At 49.0% G+C, this 18,251-nt stretch carries 18 protein-coding genes; 6 read left to right on the top strand and 12 right to left on the bottom strand.

Annotated features, from left to right (window positions below):
- Positions 1-278 precede the first annotated feature (278 nt).
- Positions 279-1,016, bottom strand: a complete 738-nt coding sequence (locus tag H6F88_RS16185; protein ID WP_199333640.1) for a Crp/Fnr family transcriptional regulator — start codon at positions 1,014-1,016, stop codon at positions 279-281.
- Positions 1,017-1,218: 202 nt separating this feature from the next.
- Between H6F88_RS16185 and H6F88_RS16180 the strand changes: the two genes are divergently transcribed.
- Positions 1,219-2,139: a protein-glutamate O-methyltransferase CheR gene (locus H6F88_RS16180; protein WP_190643787.1), complete on the top strand. Its 921-nt coding sequence runs from the start codon at positions 1,219-1,221 to the stop codon at positions 2,137-2,139.
- Between the two features lie 13 nt (positions 2,140-2,152).
- On the opposite strand, the gene H6F88_RS16175 is transcribed toward H6F88_RS16180, so the two are convergent.
- From H6F88_RS16175 to H6F88_RS16165, 3 genes are all read right to left on the bottom strand, one after another.
- Complete coding sequence (locus tag H6F88_RS16175) at positions 2,153-2,902, bottom strand: beta-phosphoglucomutase family hydrolase (protein ID WP_190643786.1); 750 nt, start codon at positions 2,900-2,902, stop codon at positions 2,153-2,155.
- Positions 2,903-2,914: 12 nt separating this feature from the next.
- A complete protein-coding gene (locus H6F88_RS16170; RefSeq protein WP_190643785.1) occupies positions 2,915-3,847 on the bottom strand; it encodes an NmrA/HSCARG family protein in 933 nt (310 codons plus the stop codon).
- 143 nt (positions 3,848-3,990) lie between these two features.
- Positions 3,991-4,680 (bottom strand): metalloregulator ArsR/SmtB family transcription factor, encoded by a 690-nt coding sequence (locus H6F88_RS16165; protein ID WP_190643784.1) that lies wholly within the window; start codon positions 4,678-4,680, stop codon positions 3,991-3,993.
- A gap of 146 nt (positions 4,681-4,826) precedes the next feature.
- Here H6F88_RS16165 and H6F88_RS16160 point away from each other — a divergent pair, with 146 nt between their 5' ends.
- From H6F88_RS16160 to H6F88_RS16150, 3 genes are all read left to right on the top strand, one after another.
- Complete coding sequence (locus H6F88_RS16160; RefSeq protein ID WP_190643783.1) at positions 4,827-5,978, top strand: MFS transporter; 1,152 nt, start codon at positions 4,827-4,829, stop codon at positions 5,976-5,978.
- 268 nt (positions 5,979-6,246) lie between these two features.
- The gene (locus tag H6F88_RS16155) at positions 6,247-6,414 is read left to right on the top strand and encodes a DUF1427 family protein (protein ID WP_190643782.1); all 168 of its coding nucleotides are present in this window, start codon (positions 6,247-6,249) and stop codon (positions 6,412-6,414) included.
- Positions 6,415-6,449: 35 nt separating this feature from the next.
- Positions 6,450-7,079, top strand: a complete 630-nt coding sequence (locus H6F88_RS16150; protein WP_190643781.1) for an FMN-dependent NADH-azoreductase — start codon at positions 6,450-6,452, stop codon at positions 7,077-7,079.
- A gap of 155 nt (positions 7,080-7,234) precedes the next feature.
- Here the strand turns inward: H6F88_RS16150 and H6F88_RS16145 are convergent, their stop codons facing one another.
- The gene (locus H6F88_RS16145; protein WP_190643780.1) at positions 7,235-7,792 is read right to left on the bottom strand and encodes a hypothetical protein; all 558 of its coding nucleotides are present in this window, start codon (positions 7,790-7,792) and stop codon (positions 7,235-7,237) included.
- 167 nt (positions 7,793-7,959) lie between these two features.
- On the opposite strand from H6F88_RS16145, the gene H6F88_RS16140 reads away from it, so the two are divergent.
- Together H6F88_RS16140 and H6F88_RS34505 are read left to right on the top strand one after the other, a co-directional pair.
- Positions 7,960-8,850: a trypsin-like peptidase domain-containing protein gene (locus H6F88_RS16140; protein WP_190643779.1), complete on the top strand. Its 891-nt coding sequence runs from the start codon at positions 7,960-7,962 to the stop codon at positions 8,848-8,850.
- 22 nt (positions 8,851-8,872) lie between these two features.
- Positions 8,873-9,508, top strand: a complete 636-nt coding sequence (locus H6F88_RS34505) for a response regulator transcription factor (RefSeq protein ID WP_190643778.1) — start codon at positions 8,873-8,875, stop codon at positions 9,506-9,508.
- A gap of 36 nt (positions 9,509-9,544) precedes the next feature.
- Here the strand turns inward: H6F88_RS34505 and H6F88_RS16130 are convergent, their stop codons facing one another.
- From H6F88_RS16130 to H6F88_RS16100, 7 genes are all read right to left on the bottom strand, one after another.
- On the bottom strand, positions 9,545-10,321 hold the full coding sequence (locus tag H6F88_RS16130) for an amidohydrolase family protein (RefSeq protein WP_190643777.1): 777 nt from the start codon (positions 10,319-10,321) through the stop codon (positions 9,545-9,547).
- 183 nt (positions 10,322-10,504) lie between these two features.
- Complete coding sequence (locus tag H6F88_RS16125; RefSeq protein ID WP_190643776.1) at positions 10,505-11,209, bottom strand: hypothetical protein; 705 nt, start codon at positions 11,207-11,209, stop codon at positions 10,505-10,507.
- A gap of 202 nt (positions 11,210-11,411) precedes the next feature.
- On the bottom strand, positions 11,412-12,569 hold the full coding sequence (locus H6F88_RS16120; RefSeq protein WP_190643775.1) for a hypothetical protein: 1,158 nt from the start codon (positions 12,567-12,569) through the stop codon (positions 11,412-11,414).
- 52 nt (positions 12,570-12,621) lie between these two features.
- Positions 12,622-14,076: a hypothetical protein gene (locus tag H6F88_RS16115; RefSeq protein ID WP_190643774.1), complete on the bottom strand. Its 1,455-nt coding sequence runs from the start codon at positions 14,074-14,076 to the stop codon at positions 12,622-12,624.
- Between the two features lie 59 nt (positions 14,077-14,135).
- Entirely contained in the window at positions 14,136-15,497 is a 1,362-nt protein-coding gene (locus H6F88_RS16110) for a hypothetical protein (RefSeq protein ID WP_190643773.1), read from the bottom strand.
- Positions 15,498-15,606: 109 nt separating this feature from the next.
- The gene (locus H6F88_RS16105; protein WP_190643772.1) at positions 15,607-16,674 is read right to left on the bottom strand and encodes a hypothetical protein; all 1,068 of its coding nucleotides are present in this window, start codon (positions 16,672-16,674) and stop codon (positions 15,607-15,609) included.
- A gap of 31 nt (positions 16,675-16,705) precedes the next feature.
- Positions 16,706-17,668, bottom strand: a complete 963-nt coding sequence (locus H6F88_RS16100) for a hypothetical protein (RefSeq protein ID WP_190643771.1) — start codon at positions 17,666-17,668, stop codon at positions 16,706-16,708.
- Between the last annotated feature and the right edge of the window lie 583 nt (positions 17,669-18,251).

Raw genomic sequence — 18,251 nt, 5'->3', positions numbered from 1 at the left:
AGGTCTAACAGCCCAGATTTTGAATAAGATCCAAGGCTCAACAGTAAAACCTGTCCTCTGATAATTTTGGTTGGTTAGAGAGACTCGATACAACAGGCAAGGGTTGTATTTAGGGGTGTGTTTAGTGATACAGGCTATTGTTGCAATCAACCTACCAACGTCTAGCAGTTTGGATAAGTGTTTGCAAAACCCAGCCTCAGGTGCATGAATGCGATCGCGCTTCTCAGCACATGGGTTTCCTAGCTCATTTCCTGCTTGCTTTGCCCAAAACTGTGGCGTTACGGTAGTACTTTGTGATGGTTACCCAGCAAGCGATCGTATTCCTCCTTAACGGTGTGGAAACACTCACACGCAGAGGCTTCTAATCCGGGTCGATCTAGGACATGAATGTGCCCACGCTGGTAGCGAATTAGACGACGATCCTGAAGCGCTTGGGCAGTTTGGGTGACTCCAGCACGACGCACCCCCAGCATATCGGCAATAAATTCCTGGGTTAAAGCTATCTCATCTGCCTCTACGCGGTCATGCACTTCTAGCAACCAGCGAGCCAATCGCTGGTCTAACTTGTGAAGACTGTTGCAGGCAGTAGTTTGTGAGATTTGGGCAATAAAGGCTTGGGTGTAGCGTAGCATCACATCGCGCAGGTCTTTATTACTATCAAACTCTTTGAGCAAGACCCGCGCATCAATTTTTAAGGCATCCCCTGCGTGTTGCACAATATAGGTGGTTTGCGTCGTTTCTCGACCTCCCATAAAGGCGTTGACCCCTAGCACCTCCCGATTTCCGACCAGTCCCGTTTCAGCCGTTGTGCCATTACTCATCATCAACGTGATCGACAGCACGCAATCTAGAGGGAAGTAGAGATCGTAGATGATCTCACCCGGATCATGCAGGCGATCGCCCAGTTGTAGCGAGACTTTTTTGAGAGCAGGAGTCAGTTTTTCAAATAAGGGTTGGGGTAGAGAATCAAGCAGACGATTTCTAGCAGCCATAGCAATCTCGTAGCTCGTAACCATAGCATAGCTCCACAGGAGGCGATCGCACTTCGTACATAGGTGAGAGATTCCCACCATCCAGTCGCCCAATTTAATCAACAGAAGAATATCAAGATTTTCTCCTGTACGAAACTGGACAGAGCCTCACATAGGAGAGCATCTAAGATTTAGACAGTCGTTAGCTTGTTCAGTTCAACCCACAGACTCAGGTTAACTCCTATCTATGTACCATTGTTTGCCTCCTAACATAACCGTTTCGCCAACAGAAGCAACTGATTTAACTGATTCGGCTGACCTAGAAGACTTACTGACGTATCTTAAGCAAGTTCAGCAGATTGATCTCACGGGTTACAAGCTCCCTAGCCTCTTGCGTCGAGTTCGGCTGCGGATGCGGGACGTGAGAGTTGAGCATCATCAGGACTATCTTGACTATTTAAAGCAGCAACCGGATGAAGTTACTCATCTCTTAAATACTGTTTATATTAACTTCACTTCCTTCTTTCGCGATCGCCCCGTCTGGGATCATCTAGAGAATGAAGTGATCCCCAAAATCATTGCAAGCAAAGCACCCGACGAACCGATTCGGATCTGGAGTGCGGGATGTGCTTCGGGAGAAGAAACCTACTCATTGGCAATCCTATTAGCAGAAGCCTTGGGAATAAATCAATTTCAGCAACGAGTACGAATCTACGGATCAGATGTGGATTCAGAGGCCATACTGCAAGCCCAAAAAGGTTGCTACCCCTCCTATGCCGTTGAGCCAGTTCCCCCTGACCTTTTGGAGAAATATTTTGAGCCTACAGCGGAAGGTTACCGTTGGCGGCGGCAGCTTTATCACTCCATTATCTTTCGGACTCGCAACCTGATTCAAGCCCCACCCCTGCCCCGCATCGATCTACTAGTTTGTCGAAATATGCTGATGTACCTCACGTCAGAAACTCAAATCCGAGCATTGGTTCGGTTCCATTTCAGTTTGCAGCCAACCGGTTATCTGCTAATAGGACAAGCAGAAAATTTGGTGTCCCACATTCAAACTTCACTTTTTCAATCTGTCCATCGGCAAGCCAGAATATTCACAAAAGTGCCAAATGCTCATCGGAATAGACGCTTGCTCCCGTTGGCTTTTGGCTCGATGACTAGCTAGAGACGGAATTGGCTCACAGCACCAACTCACTCAAATCTTGAACTACAATATCGGCTCCATGTTGCAGCAGGGCATCAGCCTGTTGAGCGCGATCGACCCCCACAACCAGACCAAACTGACCTGCCTGACCTGCCTGAACTCCTGAAAGCGCATCTTCAAACACCACCGTTCGGCTTGGCTCAACCTCAAGCTGTTTGGCTCCTAGCAAGAAAGCATCTGGAGCAGGCTTGCCAGCCAGGTGCAGTTCGTCAGCAAGATTGCCATCGACGATCGCACTAAAGCAGTCTTCAATATCAGCTACTTTAAGCACTTCCTTGCAGTGATGGCTAGAAGATACAACCGCTGTCTTCAATCCCTGCTGGCGCAAATGGCGAACCAGAGCAACTGAACCGTCGTACACCTCAATACCCTGGGAATGCAGCACCTCACCGAAATAATTGTCCTTAAAGTTGCCCAGCCCACACACGGTATCATAATTGGGTGACTCAGTCGGGTCGCCATGAGGTAGCTGGATGCCTCGCGATTGCAAGAAACTCTCCACCCCGACATACCGCATCTTGCCGTCAACATAAAGCTTGTAGTCATCTGCCAGATCAAATGGCGCAAAAGGCTGACCCGTTTTTTCGCTGTGCTGCTTGAGAAACTGATCAAATAAGCGCTTCCAGCAGTCCGCATGAATCTTAGCCGTTGCCGTCAACACCCCATCTAAATCAAATAGAGCCGCGTCAAAGCGATCGGCTGTAATGCGGTGGGTCTGGTTCATGACAGTTTGCTCTCAATTAGGTATCGTCAACGTTTCGTCTGCCCAATGGCTTTCTTCCAAAAACTCCTGGAAAGTTGTTAGTAAGCCGGGAAACTCCTGATCCCGCAGGTGGGGCACGTCTGCCTGATAGCCATGATTGCGATACCACTGGATCAGATCAAACAGTGACTTGCGAAACAGGAGTAAAAAGATCCACGGCGGCACTTCCTTATAGACGACTGGTTTTCCCTGAGCTTTGGCAAATGCGTCTGCCATTTGTCGGGGTGTCAACACATCTCCAGCTAGCTCGATCGCTTTGCCAATGTATTGTTCAGGATGTTTCATCACATAAGCAGCCACCCGTCCCATATCCTTAGTGGTGATCAGATGAAGGGGCTTAGTCGGTTGCACTGCGAAGGAGAATGAGCCTTTGAGCACAGATGGACGGGTATACCGCTTCCAAAATTCCTCCATAAACAGGCAGGCTCGCAGCATGGTAGTCGGGAGTCCAGCTTGTTGAAGGATTTGCTCCACCTGATACTTTTGCTCGATATGTCCAATTCCTGAATGGCGATCGGCTCCTCCAGCAGAGTTGTAGACGAAATGGCGAATCCCGCTTGCTTGAGCAACCTGGGCTAATACTCTGGCTCTAGAAACCTCACGAGGGTCAGGCTTAGCAGAATCTCCGGCTGTCGCATGGCAGTAAACTCGCTCAACTCCTGCAAAGGCTTTAGCTAGAGAAGTGGCGTCATCCAGATCGGCTTCCACTAGCTCTAATCCGGCTTGGCTGAGTTGAGCCAAAGAGGGTCGGCTTAAATCAATTTTGCGGGTAAGAATTCGCAGGTCTGTGATGCCTTGCTCCAGCAGCCCTTGAATCGCATGGTGCCCCGTGCCTCCAGTGACTCCAATCAGAAGAACCTTGCCAATCTGACCCTCTACACCGCTGGACGAATCAGAACTGTTCATTGCGATCGCTCCTACCCCACGATTACTTCAGTCTATCCAAGCAAAGAGATTTTACTCCTTGGACCAGGAATTGTTTAATACCGATTTCAATAGATTTCGCGACACACCAATTTCTGTAAGGGCGCACTGCGGTGCGTCCCTACCTATATCTGCAACATGCTTAAGCTGACTTGATAAGCGCAACGCCGTTCTCCGGCAATGATATGTTCTACACGCTCAATGTTAATTTCATTTCCCAAGATAGATTGAAAGATTTCTAACTCCTTGGCGCAGAGTCCAGTGCAGGCAGTAGCAGCAGCGCAAATCGGGCAGTGATTCTCCACAAACAAAAATGAGCCATCTGGTTGAGCCTGCACCTCTGCCATGTAGCCTTCATGAGTGCGAATTTCAGCTAATTTGTGTAGACGTTGCTTGAGCGTTTGCTCCGCAGTTGTGTCGGGTGCTAGCTTACCTTCCATTTGCTGGGTGTAAGTTTCAAGCTGTTGCCGAGTGCGAACTTCTAACAAGCGGTCTAGCCCTGCTTCACCAAACGCTTCTTTGACAGAATTCAGCAAACTTAAAGTGAGTTCTGCATAACCATCAGGAAATAGGCGATCGGCGGCCGGGGTCAACTGCCACAGTTTTGCAGGTCGCCCCATGCGTCGCGGTTGTTCCTGGTAGGTCACCAGTTGTTCATCCTGCAAGGCGTAAAGGTGCTGCCGCACTGCCATGGCAGTAATTCCCAGACGAGCAGCAAGGGTTTCTGCATCCAAGCTGCCCTCCTGCTTTAAGAGTTGAACGATCGCCCGCCGCGTCCGAACAGCCGTTTCTTGAGTTTGCGTTTTCTTTACCATAGCTAGCTCTCTACCACACCTACAAAGTAAAAAAATCTCTTTACAAAGTCAATGGCGATCGCCTACTCTCTTTATAAAGGTTTTTCTTTAGAAACCAAGGCTTCTAAAATTCAACGTAAAAAATTTCCTGTATGTAGGAACTAGCGATGAAACGACCTGCTTTAATTGTCGCGATCGCCATTTTTCTGATCACCCATGCCACCAATCTACAAATTCCTTTGTATGGTACTTATGCAAGACTAGCGGGATTTGGTAGTAGCATCTCGGCGATCGCCTTCTCGACCTATGTGGCGGGGCTGCTACCCACATTAATTTTGCTAGGTGGAGCGTCTGACCGAATTGGACGCAAAACGGTGATTCTCACCAGCTTGTTATTGGTCTGTGTTGCCACGTTTTTGATGATTGCCCAACCCACAATTTACACCCTGTTAATAACACGGGTGTTGCAAGGAATCGGGGTGGGGTTAATTACGGGAACCGGAACCGCTTATTTATCTACTCTGATGCCTCAGCACTCCGCTAAAGTTGCTGCTTACGTCAGCTTAACCACTGCTCTAGGATTTTCTAGCGGTGCCCTGTTTACCAATGCAGTTCTCTCCATTCAGGATTCATTGGTTCCATTTAGCTATTGGGTTGTCTTTGGTTTGATTCTCGGTTGCATCGGCTTAACTTTTGGCATTCCTGAACAGGCAACTACATCAACTCCCCTGATTCGACTGCCTGTATTTCCTTCAGCGGCAATCTGGGCAGGACTAGCAATCGCCCTTGCCTGGTCATTAGCAGGCATTGTAGGCATCATCTTACCCGCTCAACTCACGCATTATGGGCTACCCAACTGGTCGGGTCCAATGTTATTCATCATTGTGATTGCAGGAGTTTTTTTTCAACCTGCTGCCCGACACATGGAAGCACGGCGGTCGCTCCAGCTCGGTTCATTGCTACTGGTAATTGGATATGCCTTGTTTACGTTGGGTACAGCATTTGAAATTTTGAGTTTGGTGTTGATTGGGGTGGCGATCGCAGGTACAGCTTGTTACGGATTTACTTACCTGGGTGGATTGGCTGAAGTCGTGCGACTAGATAGCGCTCAACCAGCACGAGCCATTTCCGGCTATTTTGTCTGTGCCTATCTGGGATATGGCATTCCTGTGATTTTAATTGGCTTGTTCTCCGATCGCTTTGGTATTGTCAATACCCTTATCGGATTTGGAGCCCTTTTGTTGGTCAGCAATGTCTCACTCATTGCCATTTATCAAACCCTCAAGCAGAAGAAACGCCAACCTCATGAGCTTCTGTAGAAACATACGATTTGGAGTAATGGTTTCTCATGCCTTCTTACAGCGTATTGGGTAATTTCCTGTTTTTGCTTGGCTCACTTCTATTCACATGGGATGCGATTAACAACACTTGGATAAGTTTTTCGCCAAGATCATTTCTCATTTTAATGGCGTGTTGTCTTTTCACGACTGGCTGCGTTCTATTTCTGCTAGACGCTCTGATAAAAACGAATTCTTCAACTCGTTAAGATACATAGGTTTTTCATCTAATCAATCAAAGGTTCAAATCATGAAGGAATTTATTCTCTCGTTAGTTGCAGGTTGGATTGTGGGTGTTTTATTCGGCTGGTTAAAACTGCCGTTACCTGCACCTCCGCTGATGGGATTTGTCGGGGCACTCGGAATTTTATTAGGTGCCTGGTCGATTGATCAGGTCAAACACATCTTTCACTACTAATTCAAGTATCAAACTTACACAAAGGATGTCTAAACATGGCACATATTCTACAAGTAGATTCAAGTCCGAGAGGAGAACGCTCTATCTCTCGTGCATTAACCAAACAGTTTGTTCAGGCATGGCAACACACTTATCCAGAAGGACACATCACCTATCGGGATGTAGGAAGACACCCCGTTCCACCCATTGATGAAGCTTGGATTGCAGCAGCATTTACCCCTCCCGCTGGGATGACTCCAGCCTTAGAATCTGCTTTGGCGATCTCGAATGAGTTAATTGATGAAGTGTTGGCAGCAGACTTTCTGGTTTTTGGTGTTCCTATGTATAACTACAGCGTTCCTGCCAATTTCAAAGCCTATCTGGATCAAATTGTTCGGGTAAGGCGAACCTTTGTGGTTAGTTCTGATGGCTATGAGGGACTCGTGAAAGGCAAGAAAGTAGCAGTCATCACCACGCGAGGTGGCAGCTATGCAGGTGGGTCATTAGATTTTCAGGAGCCATACCTGCGGGCGGTGTTTGAATTGATTGGTATTACCGAAGTTGCCTTTATCCATGCAGAAAATTTGTCGATGGGAGCAGAAGAACGACAATTGGCGATCGCCACTGCCCAAAAATCTATTCATCAACTCATCACATCTTGGCAGCCGTCCATGCAGCACTCATGATTCAAACCGACTTGTTACCTGTGTTGCTGTAATAATTTGGAGGGTTTCTTACAGCCATTTTCGGATGGGTAAGCCATAGCGTAGGGGCAGTTCGCGAACTGCCCCTACAGAGATTTGTGGTTTATCCAACTGGAAATGGCTGTAAGGATAAATTTCTACCGTATCCCCCATACAGTTTCTACATGTTGCCGAAATGGAGTGGTAATTTCTCGTGGTGTGTTTTGAATGTATTCCACGACGCTATCCTGGTCAGATTTAGGAACTTGCTCAAGGTACTGCATTGCCGTCTCAACAGAAAATTCAACTCCTAATTCTTCGGTAAAGTTAGGAGGAATTGCTGTCCAAACTGCGGCGGGAATTTGCTGTTTGTGACACCATTGCCGCACAATGCGATCGACATTAACTTGTTCGGGATAGTCTTCGATAGAACTCAGATTTTGCTGTAGGTCGATGTAGCCAGTTTCTTCTGGACTTGCATTTTCTCGATCTTGGATGTCTTGAATCACATCAGCAAGATTTGTCCGCGAACTCCAAACAAACTGTGTAGGACAATCAGCGCCATTCACCGGATCAAGTACCAATGTGAGTGGACGGGCAGTTTTGACCCGTGTAAACTCTAGCGGAAGCACAGGGCCACCCTGCTGCCAAGTTCCTTCATAGGGGAGATCCTGAGGTTTCCAAATTAACGAACTCCAACCCAAAATTGCGATCATGCTTCTAACTAAACACGGAAATCGAACAGCTTCCCTATCCTAACGAATGCTCAAAGGTTGGACGGACTGGCTCCCTAGCCATTTTTCTAGGGGCATGGCTACCGATTTGCCTGATGCTGATAACCAGAACGATTTGGCATTCTAAGGAAAAGCATTGGAGAATTGCCATGACGACCCTATCAGACTTTTCAGATGAACTGGCAAATGCGATCACCCAAGCTGCTCCGATGATTGTCACCTTACCATCGGGACGCTTTGCCATTAGTGGAGTTCATTGGCGATCGGGACTTGTTGTCACCACTGTTGATGCGGTGCGCTGCAAAAGAGATATGACGCTGATGACTCCAGAGGGTGCGTTGTCTGCAACTGTTGTGGGCACAGATCCGGGAACAGATCTTGCAGTGCTGCGCGTTGATGCGCCTGATCTACCGACTGCTGAGTTGGGCGACCTGGATACACTGCGAGTTGGGCATTTAGTGTTAGCGCTTGGACGTTCGGATGATGGTAATATTCGCGCTAGCTGCGGCATTCTGGCATCACTGGGAGGAGAGTGGCAAAGCTGGACAGGCGGTCGAATTGATCGCCTGATTCGTCCTGATATTCGACCGTTTCCGGGATTCTCTGGAAGTCCACTGCTCGACACTCGGGGTCGCGTTTTGGGAATTAATACGACGCATTCACGCGGTCGCTTTGCCATTACCATTCCGATCACAACAGTGAATCGCGTCGTGGATCAGTTGGTGCAACACGGACGGATTACACAGGGCTATTTGGGCGTAGGGCTGCAGCCTGTGGAGTTAACGACACAGTTGAAACAGTCACTCAACCTCACTCAGGAAGTGGGTGTGTTAATTGTGAGTGTGGAAGCAGATAGCCCCGCCGATCGCGCCGGAGTACTCATCGGAGATATTTTATTAACGTTGGGGGGTGAGGCGATCGCCAATGTGCAAGCGTTGCGATCGCAGCTCCGGTCAGAGCAGGTCGGTCAGCCCATTACCGCACAAATGATTCGGGGCGGACAGCTAGTTGAGTTGACTCTAACCATCGGTGAACGTTAACCCTGCCTGTGAGGAGGCTCCGGTGATTCGTGTTTTGATCGTGGCTCGCTCATTAATCATGCAAGCAGGGCTGGAGGCAATGCTGATCCACGAGCCAACGATTCAAGTCGTCGGACGCACGGCTGATTTAACGACGCTGGAGCAATTCTTCCGCTCTCAACAGATCGATGTGGTGGTACTGGAGTTTGCCCTGCTGACAGATACCAACCTGGAGATGTTGACCAGTCAAGAGGAGGTAGCGATCGCTCTCCTGGTGAGTCCAACTGAAGCTTACTCCGCCATAGCACTGCTGAGATCAGGTGTTCGCGCAATTTTACCCCTGGATATCACAACGGATGAAATGATTCTCACGGTTGAGGCGATCGCAGCGGGTTTGGTGGTCTTGCATCCTGATGTATCTGACATTCTGCTTCAGGAATTGCCTGAATCGAATGAGCCCGTACAGTCTGAGGCTCTGGATGCCCCTCTCACTCCCCGCGAAGTGGAAGTGCTGCAACTGTTGGCAACGGGACTGGGGAATAAGGCGATCGCCCGTCAGCTCAACATCTCTGAACACACCGTCAAGTTTCACATTAGCTCGATCTTCTCTAAGCTCAACGCTTCTAGTCGCACCGAAGCAGTTACGATGGGAATGCGGCAGGGACTTATTTTTATTTAATTCAGCTTCAATTCAGAGCTAATTCAAGTAGTGGTATTACGACACCAGTGTATTCTCTGCCCCTATTCTCGGTCTTGACGGTGTTTGCACTTTTTGAAGCAGTCGTAATAGATTTCTACCCAGAATCAATGCTTCCTGTTTAGGAGGTAAACCGAGCAAACGAATTTTGTGTAACTCTAGACCGGGATGTAACCAGGGACCATCCGAACCAAAGAGAACTTTGTGGGCACCGCCGCGCTTCACTGCTTGTACCACGTAATCGAAGCGTCGAACGCCTGATGTATCAGCGTAAACATTGGGAAATCGAGCAATTTGATCAATGACTCTCAGATGAGCACGCCAGTCATCAGCAAAACTGCCAAGATGGGGCAAGATGAAATTCACGTCTGGGTATTGTGGAGCCAACAGTTCAATGACATCTGTTTTGCCAGCAACATCGTAGAGGAGGGGAAGCCGAAAGCGATGGGCAACCTCACACACTTCGCGAGTAGCAGGGGCTTCATGTCCGTGAACTTTGATGCCGCAAAATCCCCACTGGTTAACTGCTTGCTGAATAATTTGATAGACACGACCGCGATCGCGCTGAGCATGAATAAAAGCAAAACCAATGAAGCGATCGGGATACCTGGCGACGATTCGAGCCGTATGGGCGTTCGCCTGTCCATAGTTACTGTGAAAGGGCGAAAAGATAACTGTTTTGTTAATTCCCGCAATATGTGCTCGCTTCAAGTAAAGTTCAACAGGTGCATCTGTATCCCAAGGTCCTGTGAGTAAATCACCTTTTCCAGCATGACAGTGACAATCAATGATCATGGTATGTGTGAGTGCTGAGTTATGAGATATCGTAGTCAGTAAGGATGAAGAAGGGAGGATGAAGAATAAAGCTGAACTGTACTCCAGCGTGGGTTGGGTGAAGCATCGCGTAACCCAACAGAATTGAGACTTTAGCTTTTAGCCCAAACTTTAGTTCAAGGCACAGGAGGATCTACTTGATCGTCAGGTTAGGACTAACGTTATCGTAAGATTGCTGGTCTTGTTGTGCCTCCTCCTAAGCGAGGCTTTGACCTGACCTCCAATAGACTTAAGGGCTACCATCGCACTGTCCCTGTTTCTGCTAGGCGTAATCACTGTAACTCGATGCTTTGTAAGTAGAGCTTCTGTAATTTGTAGCCTTTTCCTACTGTTCCATTTCCTGTGAATGGTGATTTCGACAGGAGTTTTAACCAAACTTCCACCCTCTTGCTCATTGCGCCAAGCATCTGACTCTGTTGTTTTTAACTTCAACTTACCTCCGAGGTTACCAAATCTTCTCCTGACAAGAGCTTCATACCTGGTACCTGGTGTTGGTTGGTCTGCTAACTTGAGTATTTCTTTCTGGTCATGAGATTCTCTCCCCGTGAAAAGGTTCTGTCTCAATCTAATTTCAACTCCCTCTGTCGCAGCCATGTAATCTACGTCTGAGCGAAGAGGTGCTTCAAACAAATCACGGGTGCTTGAGTAATGGCTAACAAGATTACGTACCTCCGGAGCTAGAGGTGTTTCAAATAAAGTACTTTTATTTTGCTTGCCGTCACTAGGTGAAATTTCAGCAAAATCTTGCTCCCAAGACCAATTCTGGTCATTGTCCTCTGGAGTGCTGAGTGACTCAAACAGCCATTGATTTTGCAGAGCCTTTTTTACTGTAACGGGATTCTCTGTCATGATTTTCTCCACTGCATATCGTGTGGGTTAAGCCATTGAGGCTCATGAATGAGGCTCGAAGATTCATTAATAAGTGTCTGAATCTCGCTGACGAATATCTGAGACTCGTCAGCGATCGCCAAGCTATTACGCATGGGACTTAAAGATTCAAACTGGACACTCAGAGCTTGGTGTTTCGGACCCGCATATTGAACACGCTGCCCTAGCCCATCATTTTTGGGCCAGGCATCATTCCCCTGGGTCTGCCAATTATCGGTTCGCGACGCATTCCAGAGGGCGGCGCACCGGGCATGTAAACCTGGCGCGGTGGCGGAGTTGGGCGGCTAACGCGCATTCCCTCTTCGCTCGAAATCCACTCTTCGGCGTATTCGGCGATCCGCAGCAGCAGAGCTTCAAACTCGCTGCGGTTTTTCTGAAGCACAAACGGTTCTGCTAACCAGCGAATAATCTCACGTCCGGCAACCGCCATCCGGTTCATCGTACTAGCATGAACTGATTCGTGGAAGTACTGCCACAAAACGAGTTCAATCAGTTCCCAGGCGTTGTCGGCTCCAAATTGAGCGCGAACATCAGACGATTCCAGGATCTTAAAGCATTCAGCTAGTGCTTGACTGGTTTCAACGCGCAAGACGTTGATGTAGCCGTAGGATGAATTCTTCAGGTTGTTGCGGAGGTCTAGTCCAGAGCGGCGAACGATCGCAATTGAGCCAAATGTTGGATCGGTAGCGCGTTCGCGAATTACCTCACTGATGCGCTTATCACGCCAATATTTTGCCGCTTCGCCAATGAAGTGTGAAAATAATCCGTGAAACTGGGGATTGGGACGCGCACCGGGGCCAGGATCAACCGTGGTGTAGCCAAATACGCGCCGATAGGCTCGCATCCGTTCGCGTTTGTGATAGCGCAAGATGTTGTGCTTGTCGAAGCGGTAGAGCCCATAAGCTCCCTCGCCGCTAGAAATCCGCAGTGTACCGGCTTGAAAGAGTTCTTGCAGTTTGTCGATCACGCGGAACACGCCGAGCCGTTCGTGCATGTAGAGATAATAGAGGTCGGCACTTGCCAGGATACGCTCACTCCTGACCGTATCATCATAATCCACTACCCCACTTGATACTCGTGCATCACCGAGATCGGTAGTGGCATCTTTACCGAATCCAATTAAATCAGCCAGTCCCCCATCTGCTGGAGCACCTTTCCCATTTTGAGAAGCGTCGTATTTTTGCAGTTGGTCATCGACCATGCGGTTGAGGACTTCTGCCAACTGCGGGTTAGCAACCAGTTCTGGTCCGAGTTGTTCGATTGTGTTTTGCAACAGTGCCGCGATCTGGTCATTGCGGCGATCGTAGTCGCGTGCTTTCATAATCAGATTCCTTATCAATAGTGCAAACGAAATTCACGAGTGCAAACAAAACTCACGTCAAGCTGCCTTCAAAGGGCCGCTCTGATGAAATACTGCCTACGCCCAGGCTGGCTAGCGTGTCGAGCTGATAGATTAGTTCGCTCAAGCTTTGCTGTACGCGCTCAAATGCCAGTACTTTGCCGAGCAGCTTGCCTTGGTTTCTATTGCTGAGCAGTCTGCCAGCCTGATCCTTCTGTGGCAGAACTGCATACAGAACTACACCGATCGTCCAAAACAGCGTATCAGCCTGGTCGGTGACGAAATCTAAGCCAAACTGACCAGAGGTTGAGAGCACCGAAGGAGCCTCTAGACTAGTGAAGCGATCGACCCACTCATCAAAATCATTCACAGTAATGTCGGGTAAGATGATCGCGGCTTGGGTATTTCCCAGGGTAATCTTGCCTGGAATTTCTGGATCTTCAGTTGGAGCTTGCAGATTGCTAAATAGGGCCGAGTCTGAGCGGCGTTCACTTTGGGTAAAGCCGATGGAATCCATTGCTGACATTAAGCTGGCGTTGCTGTCGGCAATTACAGGCAACATAATGCTGGTACGCGATAAACGATCGCTGTAGCGTCCGGCGATTGGGCTGGTGCTTGTCTTGGCAGCTTCGTAATTTCTCCAACTCTGAAGCAGCGTTGTAACATATCCGATCAACAGTTCAAAGCCTGCAACCTGTGTTTCATCCTCAAGCGTAACCGGGACAACTTTGAGTTCCAGACCAAACGCCTCACCTCGCCCCAAGTGAGCTTCTTCGCCTAAGCGGTATAAGTAACCATCTTCCCGTCCAGTTTCATCTCTGCCAAGCAGCGTTTTGAAATAAGTATCAACTCGCTGTTTGCGGGGTTCATCAAGCCGTCCAAATTCGTCGATTAAGCTGCGAATTTGCGATCGCACCAAAGCACGTAAGGCTTCCACAGCATCAATGTCTGCCTTGGGGTCAAACGGAGTCAGTCCGTCTAACACTTTCAGGGTATCGCTACCAATAATTGAAGCTTGACGATACAGATTTGCCTGCTCAACCGAAAGCTGTCCGGTTGATCCCTCAGTAATGGGTGAGTGCAGAGATACTAAGCTGCGGGCAGGCTGCATCATCACTTGCCCATCTTTTGCCGTGGGAAAGGCACTGTTCAGCGCACTGATAAACCCATCGGGACCACGACCGGGCGATCGCCCCAGCACTTGCGTTAGTGCTCGTTCCACTTGCAAAGTGAGTGAACTTGCAGCGCTGGATGCCCCTGATCGAACTGAGCCATTGTCATAAACAGTAGTTTCATTGGTGGCAGAACGCCCCAGAACGCGCGTGATTTGCGCGAGTTGGTCGGCAATCAAAGCTTCCCTGGGAAGCGTACCTGCAATAGTGGCAGACGGTCCAAATAACTTATCGATGAAGCTCTGACGCAGTTCTTGTAAATTCTCAGGAGTGAGGCTTATTTCGGAACCTGCTGTGTCCTTGAAAGGAAATGCCATCTTTGCAACCTCATTAATATTGAAAGGAATGTTTTGAGAAACCGCTTGAAAGTTAACGCTTAACGTCGTCCCAAGATGCGGTAGAAATTGTCAGTAATCGTTTGGGGTGGGGCGAGACGCTGATCGAGCGCAAACCGAGCAGCGCTAATCATTAATCGAATCGGAACGGTTCCCGGATCTTCACCCTTTGCCAGTCGCCGACCTGCCAGCTCAATTAGCCCCATTTGTGCCGGGTCAAAGTTCACCACCTGCACCATTGACTTGTTGCCAAACTGTTTGTAAGGCTGAAACACCAGTGTATCCACCACCATTTCAGCCGCCGGATAAAAGGTCTTCATGAAACTGGGGGGAATGTCATTTGGCGTAATCCGAGGATAAAGTCGCTGCCACACTCGCTCTAACTCGGTTGCCATCTTGGTGAACCCCAGCCGCTTTAGCAAAATCAAATTGATCAGCACTCGCAGATAAGGCGTTGGATGCACCGACAGCGGGTTGAATTGGACTGTGTCAGCAGGCGATCGCCCCACCACATCCATCAATGACTCCACCGCAGCAGGACCACCTAGCACCAGCGCAAACATATCTGCCATGGTTTCTTTGTGCCATCGCGCCCACACCTGAGCAATCTGAGAGGGAAAACGTCCCTCTGTTGTCAAGCGGTGATAGAGACGGGCAGGAACGACCTCCCACAAACCCAAATCTGCCTGGAGGTTGTGAGACACTTCATGCAACACGCTAGAGAGTGCCCACACATTATCCAAACGATGCTGGGGCAGCATAATCAGCGGAAACAGATTTGAGTTGCGACGTAGTTTTGACAGCGGCACTCCCCGGCGGAAGGTGGCTGGACTGAAACCGCTGTCAGCATAGCTAAATGGCAACAAGCTAGGGGTGGGCTGAGCCGTACCGAGACCACTGTAAACTCTTTCGTAGCAACCGATCGCAATGCGATCGATCGTTCGCAACCGTTCCCCAAATGACGAAAGCCGCTGCACAAATAAATCAAAGTAAAAATCCCAAATTCCTTCCAAATAAAGGACTTGGTTACTCACTGTTTGTTTACGCTCCAGCAGCACTCGTAACTGCTGGCTTGCAGGTTCACGGCGTGCTGCATTAGCAGCAGCTTCCACCCAACGCGCATTTTCGGTCAGTCGGCTGCGAAACTTTTCAATGAACCGATTTACGGCTTCAATGTGAGCCTCGCTAGGGGCTGCTGGTCCAGTCCCAAACTCATCTTTAGCAAACGGACGCAGCGATTTGGAATGCCGCATCAGGTTAATGGCTTGGACGTTCAGCCAATTATCCATCAGGCGCTGCTCGCTGGAAGTGGCAGCTCCTTGGAGGTTATTACCAGAAACAACCTTCAGGGGTGGGATAGGCTTTGCTGAAGTGGTTTTTAGAGTGGCGGGTGCAGATGCCACCTTAGATGAAGCAGGTGAGGATACCATATTCGATTAGTGGCTGGAAGTGGGGACGGTTTGATGCATTCTGTTACGAGCTACATTTCAAAACTTAGAACTCGTAACCTTGTTAGCGAACAGCCCTTTTGCTGGCGCAACTAGGACAGCGGGCAGCCTGAGCAGCAGCGCGGCGGGGATTTGACGGAGCAACACGCTGACGCAAGACTGCATTCCGGGTGATAGAGCGCTGTACAGTCCGAGGATTGTTTAATACCTGTTGTGCTGAGGCTGCCATTGCTTTGACTGCCATTGCTCCAGTAATGGGCTTACCGGCACGGGAGGCCGCCTTCAGAGTGGCAACTGTTCGCCGTTGAATGGCAGGAACCGTCCGCAAGAGCTGTTTGCCGACCTTACCCTGCTGGCGCAATGTCTTCACTAATCGACCATTGGCTTGAGCCAGAATAGGGGTTACGGGTCTGAGTGCCCGCTGTCCACCCATAATCGTAATTGTGATCGGCAACGCCGCAGCCGCAGCCGCTTCTGCCTCTGCCTCTGTTGCGGCTTCTGCCGCTTGTGCTGCTAAAACCTCAGTTAGAGCGGCTTCATGAGCAATTTCAGTGTTAGCAACTTCTGCTTCAAACTCATTTGTGCCAAATAGTTGAGCTTCTAGTTGAGCCGCCTCCATTTCACCCTCTTTTAATAAGGCGCTGGTGAGTTTTCCGGCTAGTGGTCCTGCAACCGCTCCTACACCCGGTATCATTCCCACTAATGTTCTTGCTGCAATGGGGGCAAGCCTTTTGGCGATCGGGGCTGCCACTTTGGCTAGTGATTTCAGCCCTCTGCCCAACTTCTTGAAGAAATACTCACCCTCATCCTCAAATTCAGGATTGTATAAGGAAGCTTCTTGCATTTCCCACTCATTCTCGTATTCGGGGTTGTACTGGGAGGCTTCCTGCATTTCCCACTCACTTTCGTATTCGGGGTTGTACTGGGAAGCTTCCTGCTCCCACTCACTTTCGTACTCGGGATTGTACTGGGAAGCTTCCTGCTCCCACTCACTTTCGTATTCGAGATTGTACTGAGAGGCTTCTTGCATTTCCCACTCATTCTCGTATTCAGCAGTAGAGAAGGGATTGCTGTACTGAGAAACTTCATGGGAAGCAGGTATTTCAAATACGGCCTCGTTTTGCATCACCATAATTCAACAGTCTCCTTATTGTTTGAATGAACTATGCGGAACGGGAAATCGATCGACCCGGAGCAACAGTACGCTGACGAATAATGGCATTGCGAATCATTGCCTTAGTCAAAGTTTTGGAGTTACCAAATACTCGTGCAGCTTGAGCCGCCATTAATCGTTGAGCTAACGCCGCATTGATTGGCTGACCTGCACGTCGAGCCGCCCGTAGACTGGCGATCGTGCGACGCATGATGGTTGGCATCAGCCGCAAAAGCTGACGACCCGCCGGACCTTGACGATGTAAGAGCCGAACAAGTCGAGCGTTCGCTTGCACTAGAACTGGGATGATGTAACGTAAGGGTCGCTGTCCGTTCATACTCTTAACCGTGCTACTGACGGCAGCTCCCAGTAATGCCTCAGCTTCACTTTCACTTTGGCTGTGGCTTGCTTCGGCAGCTAGCACTTCGGTCAAAGCAGCTTCATAGGCAGCTTCTGTATTGCTAACTTCTGCTTCTGCCTCGTTTGTCCCAAAGAATTCTGCTTCCATCTGGACTGCCTCCATTTCGCCTTCTCGCAGCAAGGCACTCACCAGTTTCCCAGCTAAGGGTCCGGCTGCTGCTCCAACGCCGGGTATGGCTCCGATGAGGGTTTTGGCAGCAATGGGGGCCAGACGCTTTGCCAGGGGAGCGGCTACTTTGGCAATTTTTCCAATTCCTCGCAAAGCTTTTTTGAAGAAATACTCACCTTCTGTTTCCCACTCACTCTCCATTTCAGGATTAGACGAATGCAGAGCTTCCTGGACTTCCCACTCATCCTCAAACTCCGGATTGGAGTAAGGATTGGCGTAGGGAGTTGATTCTTGCACTTCCCATTCATTAGCAAACTCCGGGTTGGAGTAATTGGTGGATTCTTGCATCTCCCACTCATCTTCTAGGTCTAGGTTTGAGTAGGGTGGTGACTCAAATTCCATTTCGGCAGTACTTGCTCTGCCGTTGGCATACCCGTTTGTCATGTTTGATCTCCCAGTTTGATTAGGGGTGTAATTTCTTAAGTTTTTTCAGTACTAGGTACTGAAAATATCCCAAACTACGGATTTGATTAATGCAAGAAGGTACATCAATCAAACCAAAACGCCATATCAATTAGTTTCTGGAGCGCTGCGAGTTGAGCCAGAGCAGACGTTGTGGGACTTGCTCTGGATATGGCTGAATGCCATAAACACCAAGTTAGAGGATGTTTTTAGAGGTGTCAGTACCCTCGTGGGGTACTTGTCTCTTACAAAATGAGTAGCATCAACAAAAGCTAAACAGGGTTTAGCAACGTTTCTCTAAAAATAGGCTACAGAGGGAAGGGCACTCCGCGACGCGGAGTGCCCTTCCAGTGTTGCTGATTTGATGTATGAATTTCGTTGGGTAACACATTGCCATCCCCCTACAAAGAGGATTGAGAGCCGTGAATCACACCCGTATATTCAGCAACGCCCAAAGTTTTCCCTAAAGCAAACTAAAGGCTATGGTTTTATTAACCCGGCAATGTAAGTTCCAAAAGGGAATCTAGCGTTTTCGACGGTTACAGCCTAGAAAATGCAAGATCAA

Origin of the sequence: Oculatella sp. FACHB-28, from assembly GCF_014696015.1 — a bacterium.
GTDB lineage: Bacteria > Cyanobacteriota > Cyanobacteriia > Elainellales > Elainellaceae > JAAUTN01.
Note: the sequence above shows the minus strand (reverse complement) of the source record. Positions and strands in the feature narration are given on the sequence as shown.

Bases quoted from the DNA above. Each gene is read 5' to 3' on its own strand.
- H6F88_RS16185 (WP_199333640.1), bottom strand. From the start codon at position 1,016: ATGGTTACGAGCTACGAGATTGCTATGGCTGCTAGAAATCGTCTGCTT.
- H6F88_RS16180 (WP_190643787.1), top strand. From the start codon at position 1,219: ATGTACCATTGTTTGCCTCCTAACATAACCGTTTCGCCAACAGAAGCA.
- H6F88_RS16175 (WP_190643786.1), bottom strand. From the start codon at position 2,902: ATGAACCAGACCCACCGCATTACAGCCGATCGCTTTGACGCGGCTCTA.
- H6F88_RS16170 (WP_190643785.1), bottom strand. From the start codon at position 3,847: ATGAACAGTTCTGATTCGTCCAGCGGTGTAGAGGGTCAGATTGGCAAG.
- H6F88_RS16165 (WP_190643784.1), bottom strand. From the start codon at position 4,680: ATGGTAAAGAAAACGCAAACTCAAGAAACGGCTGTTCGGACGCGGCGG.
- H6F88_RS16160 (WP_190643783.1), top strand. From the start codon at position 4,827: ATGAAACGACCTGCTTTAATTGTCGCGATCGCCATTTTTCTGATCACC.
- H6F88_RS16155 (WP_190643782.1), top strand. From the start codon at position 6,247: ATGAAGGAATTTATTCTCTCGTTAGTTGCAGGTTGGATTGTGGGTGTT.
- H6F88_RS16150 (WP_190643781.1), top strand. From the start codon at position 6,450: ATGGCACATATTCTACAAGTAGATTCAAGTCCGAGAGGAGAACGCTCT.
- H6F88_RS16145 (WP_190643780.1), bottom strand. From the start codon at position 7,792: ATGATCGCAATTTTGGGTTGGAGTTCGTTAATTTGGAAACCTCAGGAT.
- H6F88_RS16140 (WP_190643779.1), top strand. From the start codon at position 7,960: ATGACGACCCTATCAGACTTTTCAGATGAACTGGCAAATGCGATCACC.
- H6F88_RS16130 (WP_190643777.1), bottom strand. From the start codon at position 10,321: ATGATCATTGATTGTCACTGTCATGCTGGAAAAGGTGATTTACTCACA.
- H6F88_RS16125 (WP_190643776.1), bottom strand. From the start codon at position 11,209: ATGACAGAGAATCCCGTTACAGTAAAAAAGGCTCTGCAAAATCAATGG.
- H6F88_RS16120 (WP_190643775.1), bottom strand. From the start codon at position 12,569: ATGAAAGCACGCGACTACGATCGCCGCAATGACCAGATCGCGGCACTG.
- H6F88_RS16115 (WP_190643774.1), bottom strand. From the start codon at position 14,076: ATGGCATTTCCTTTCAAGGACACAGCAGGTTCCGAAATAAGCCTCACT.
- H6F88_RS16105 (WP_190643772.1), bottom strand. From the start codon at position 16,674: ATGGTGATGCAAAACGAGGCCGTATTTGAAATACCTGCTTCCCATGAA.
- H6F88_RS16100 (WP_190643771.1), bottom strand. From the start codon at position 17,668: ATGACAAACGGGTATGCCAACGGCAGAGCAAGTACTGCCGAAATGGAA.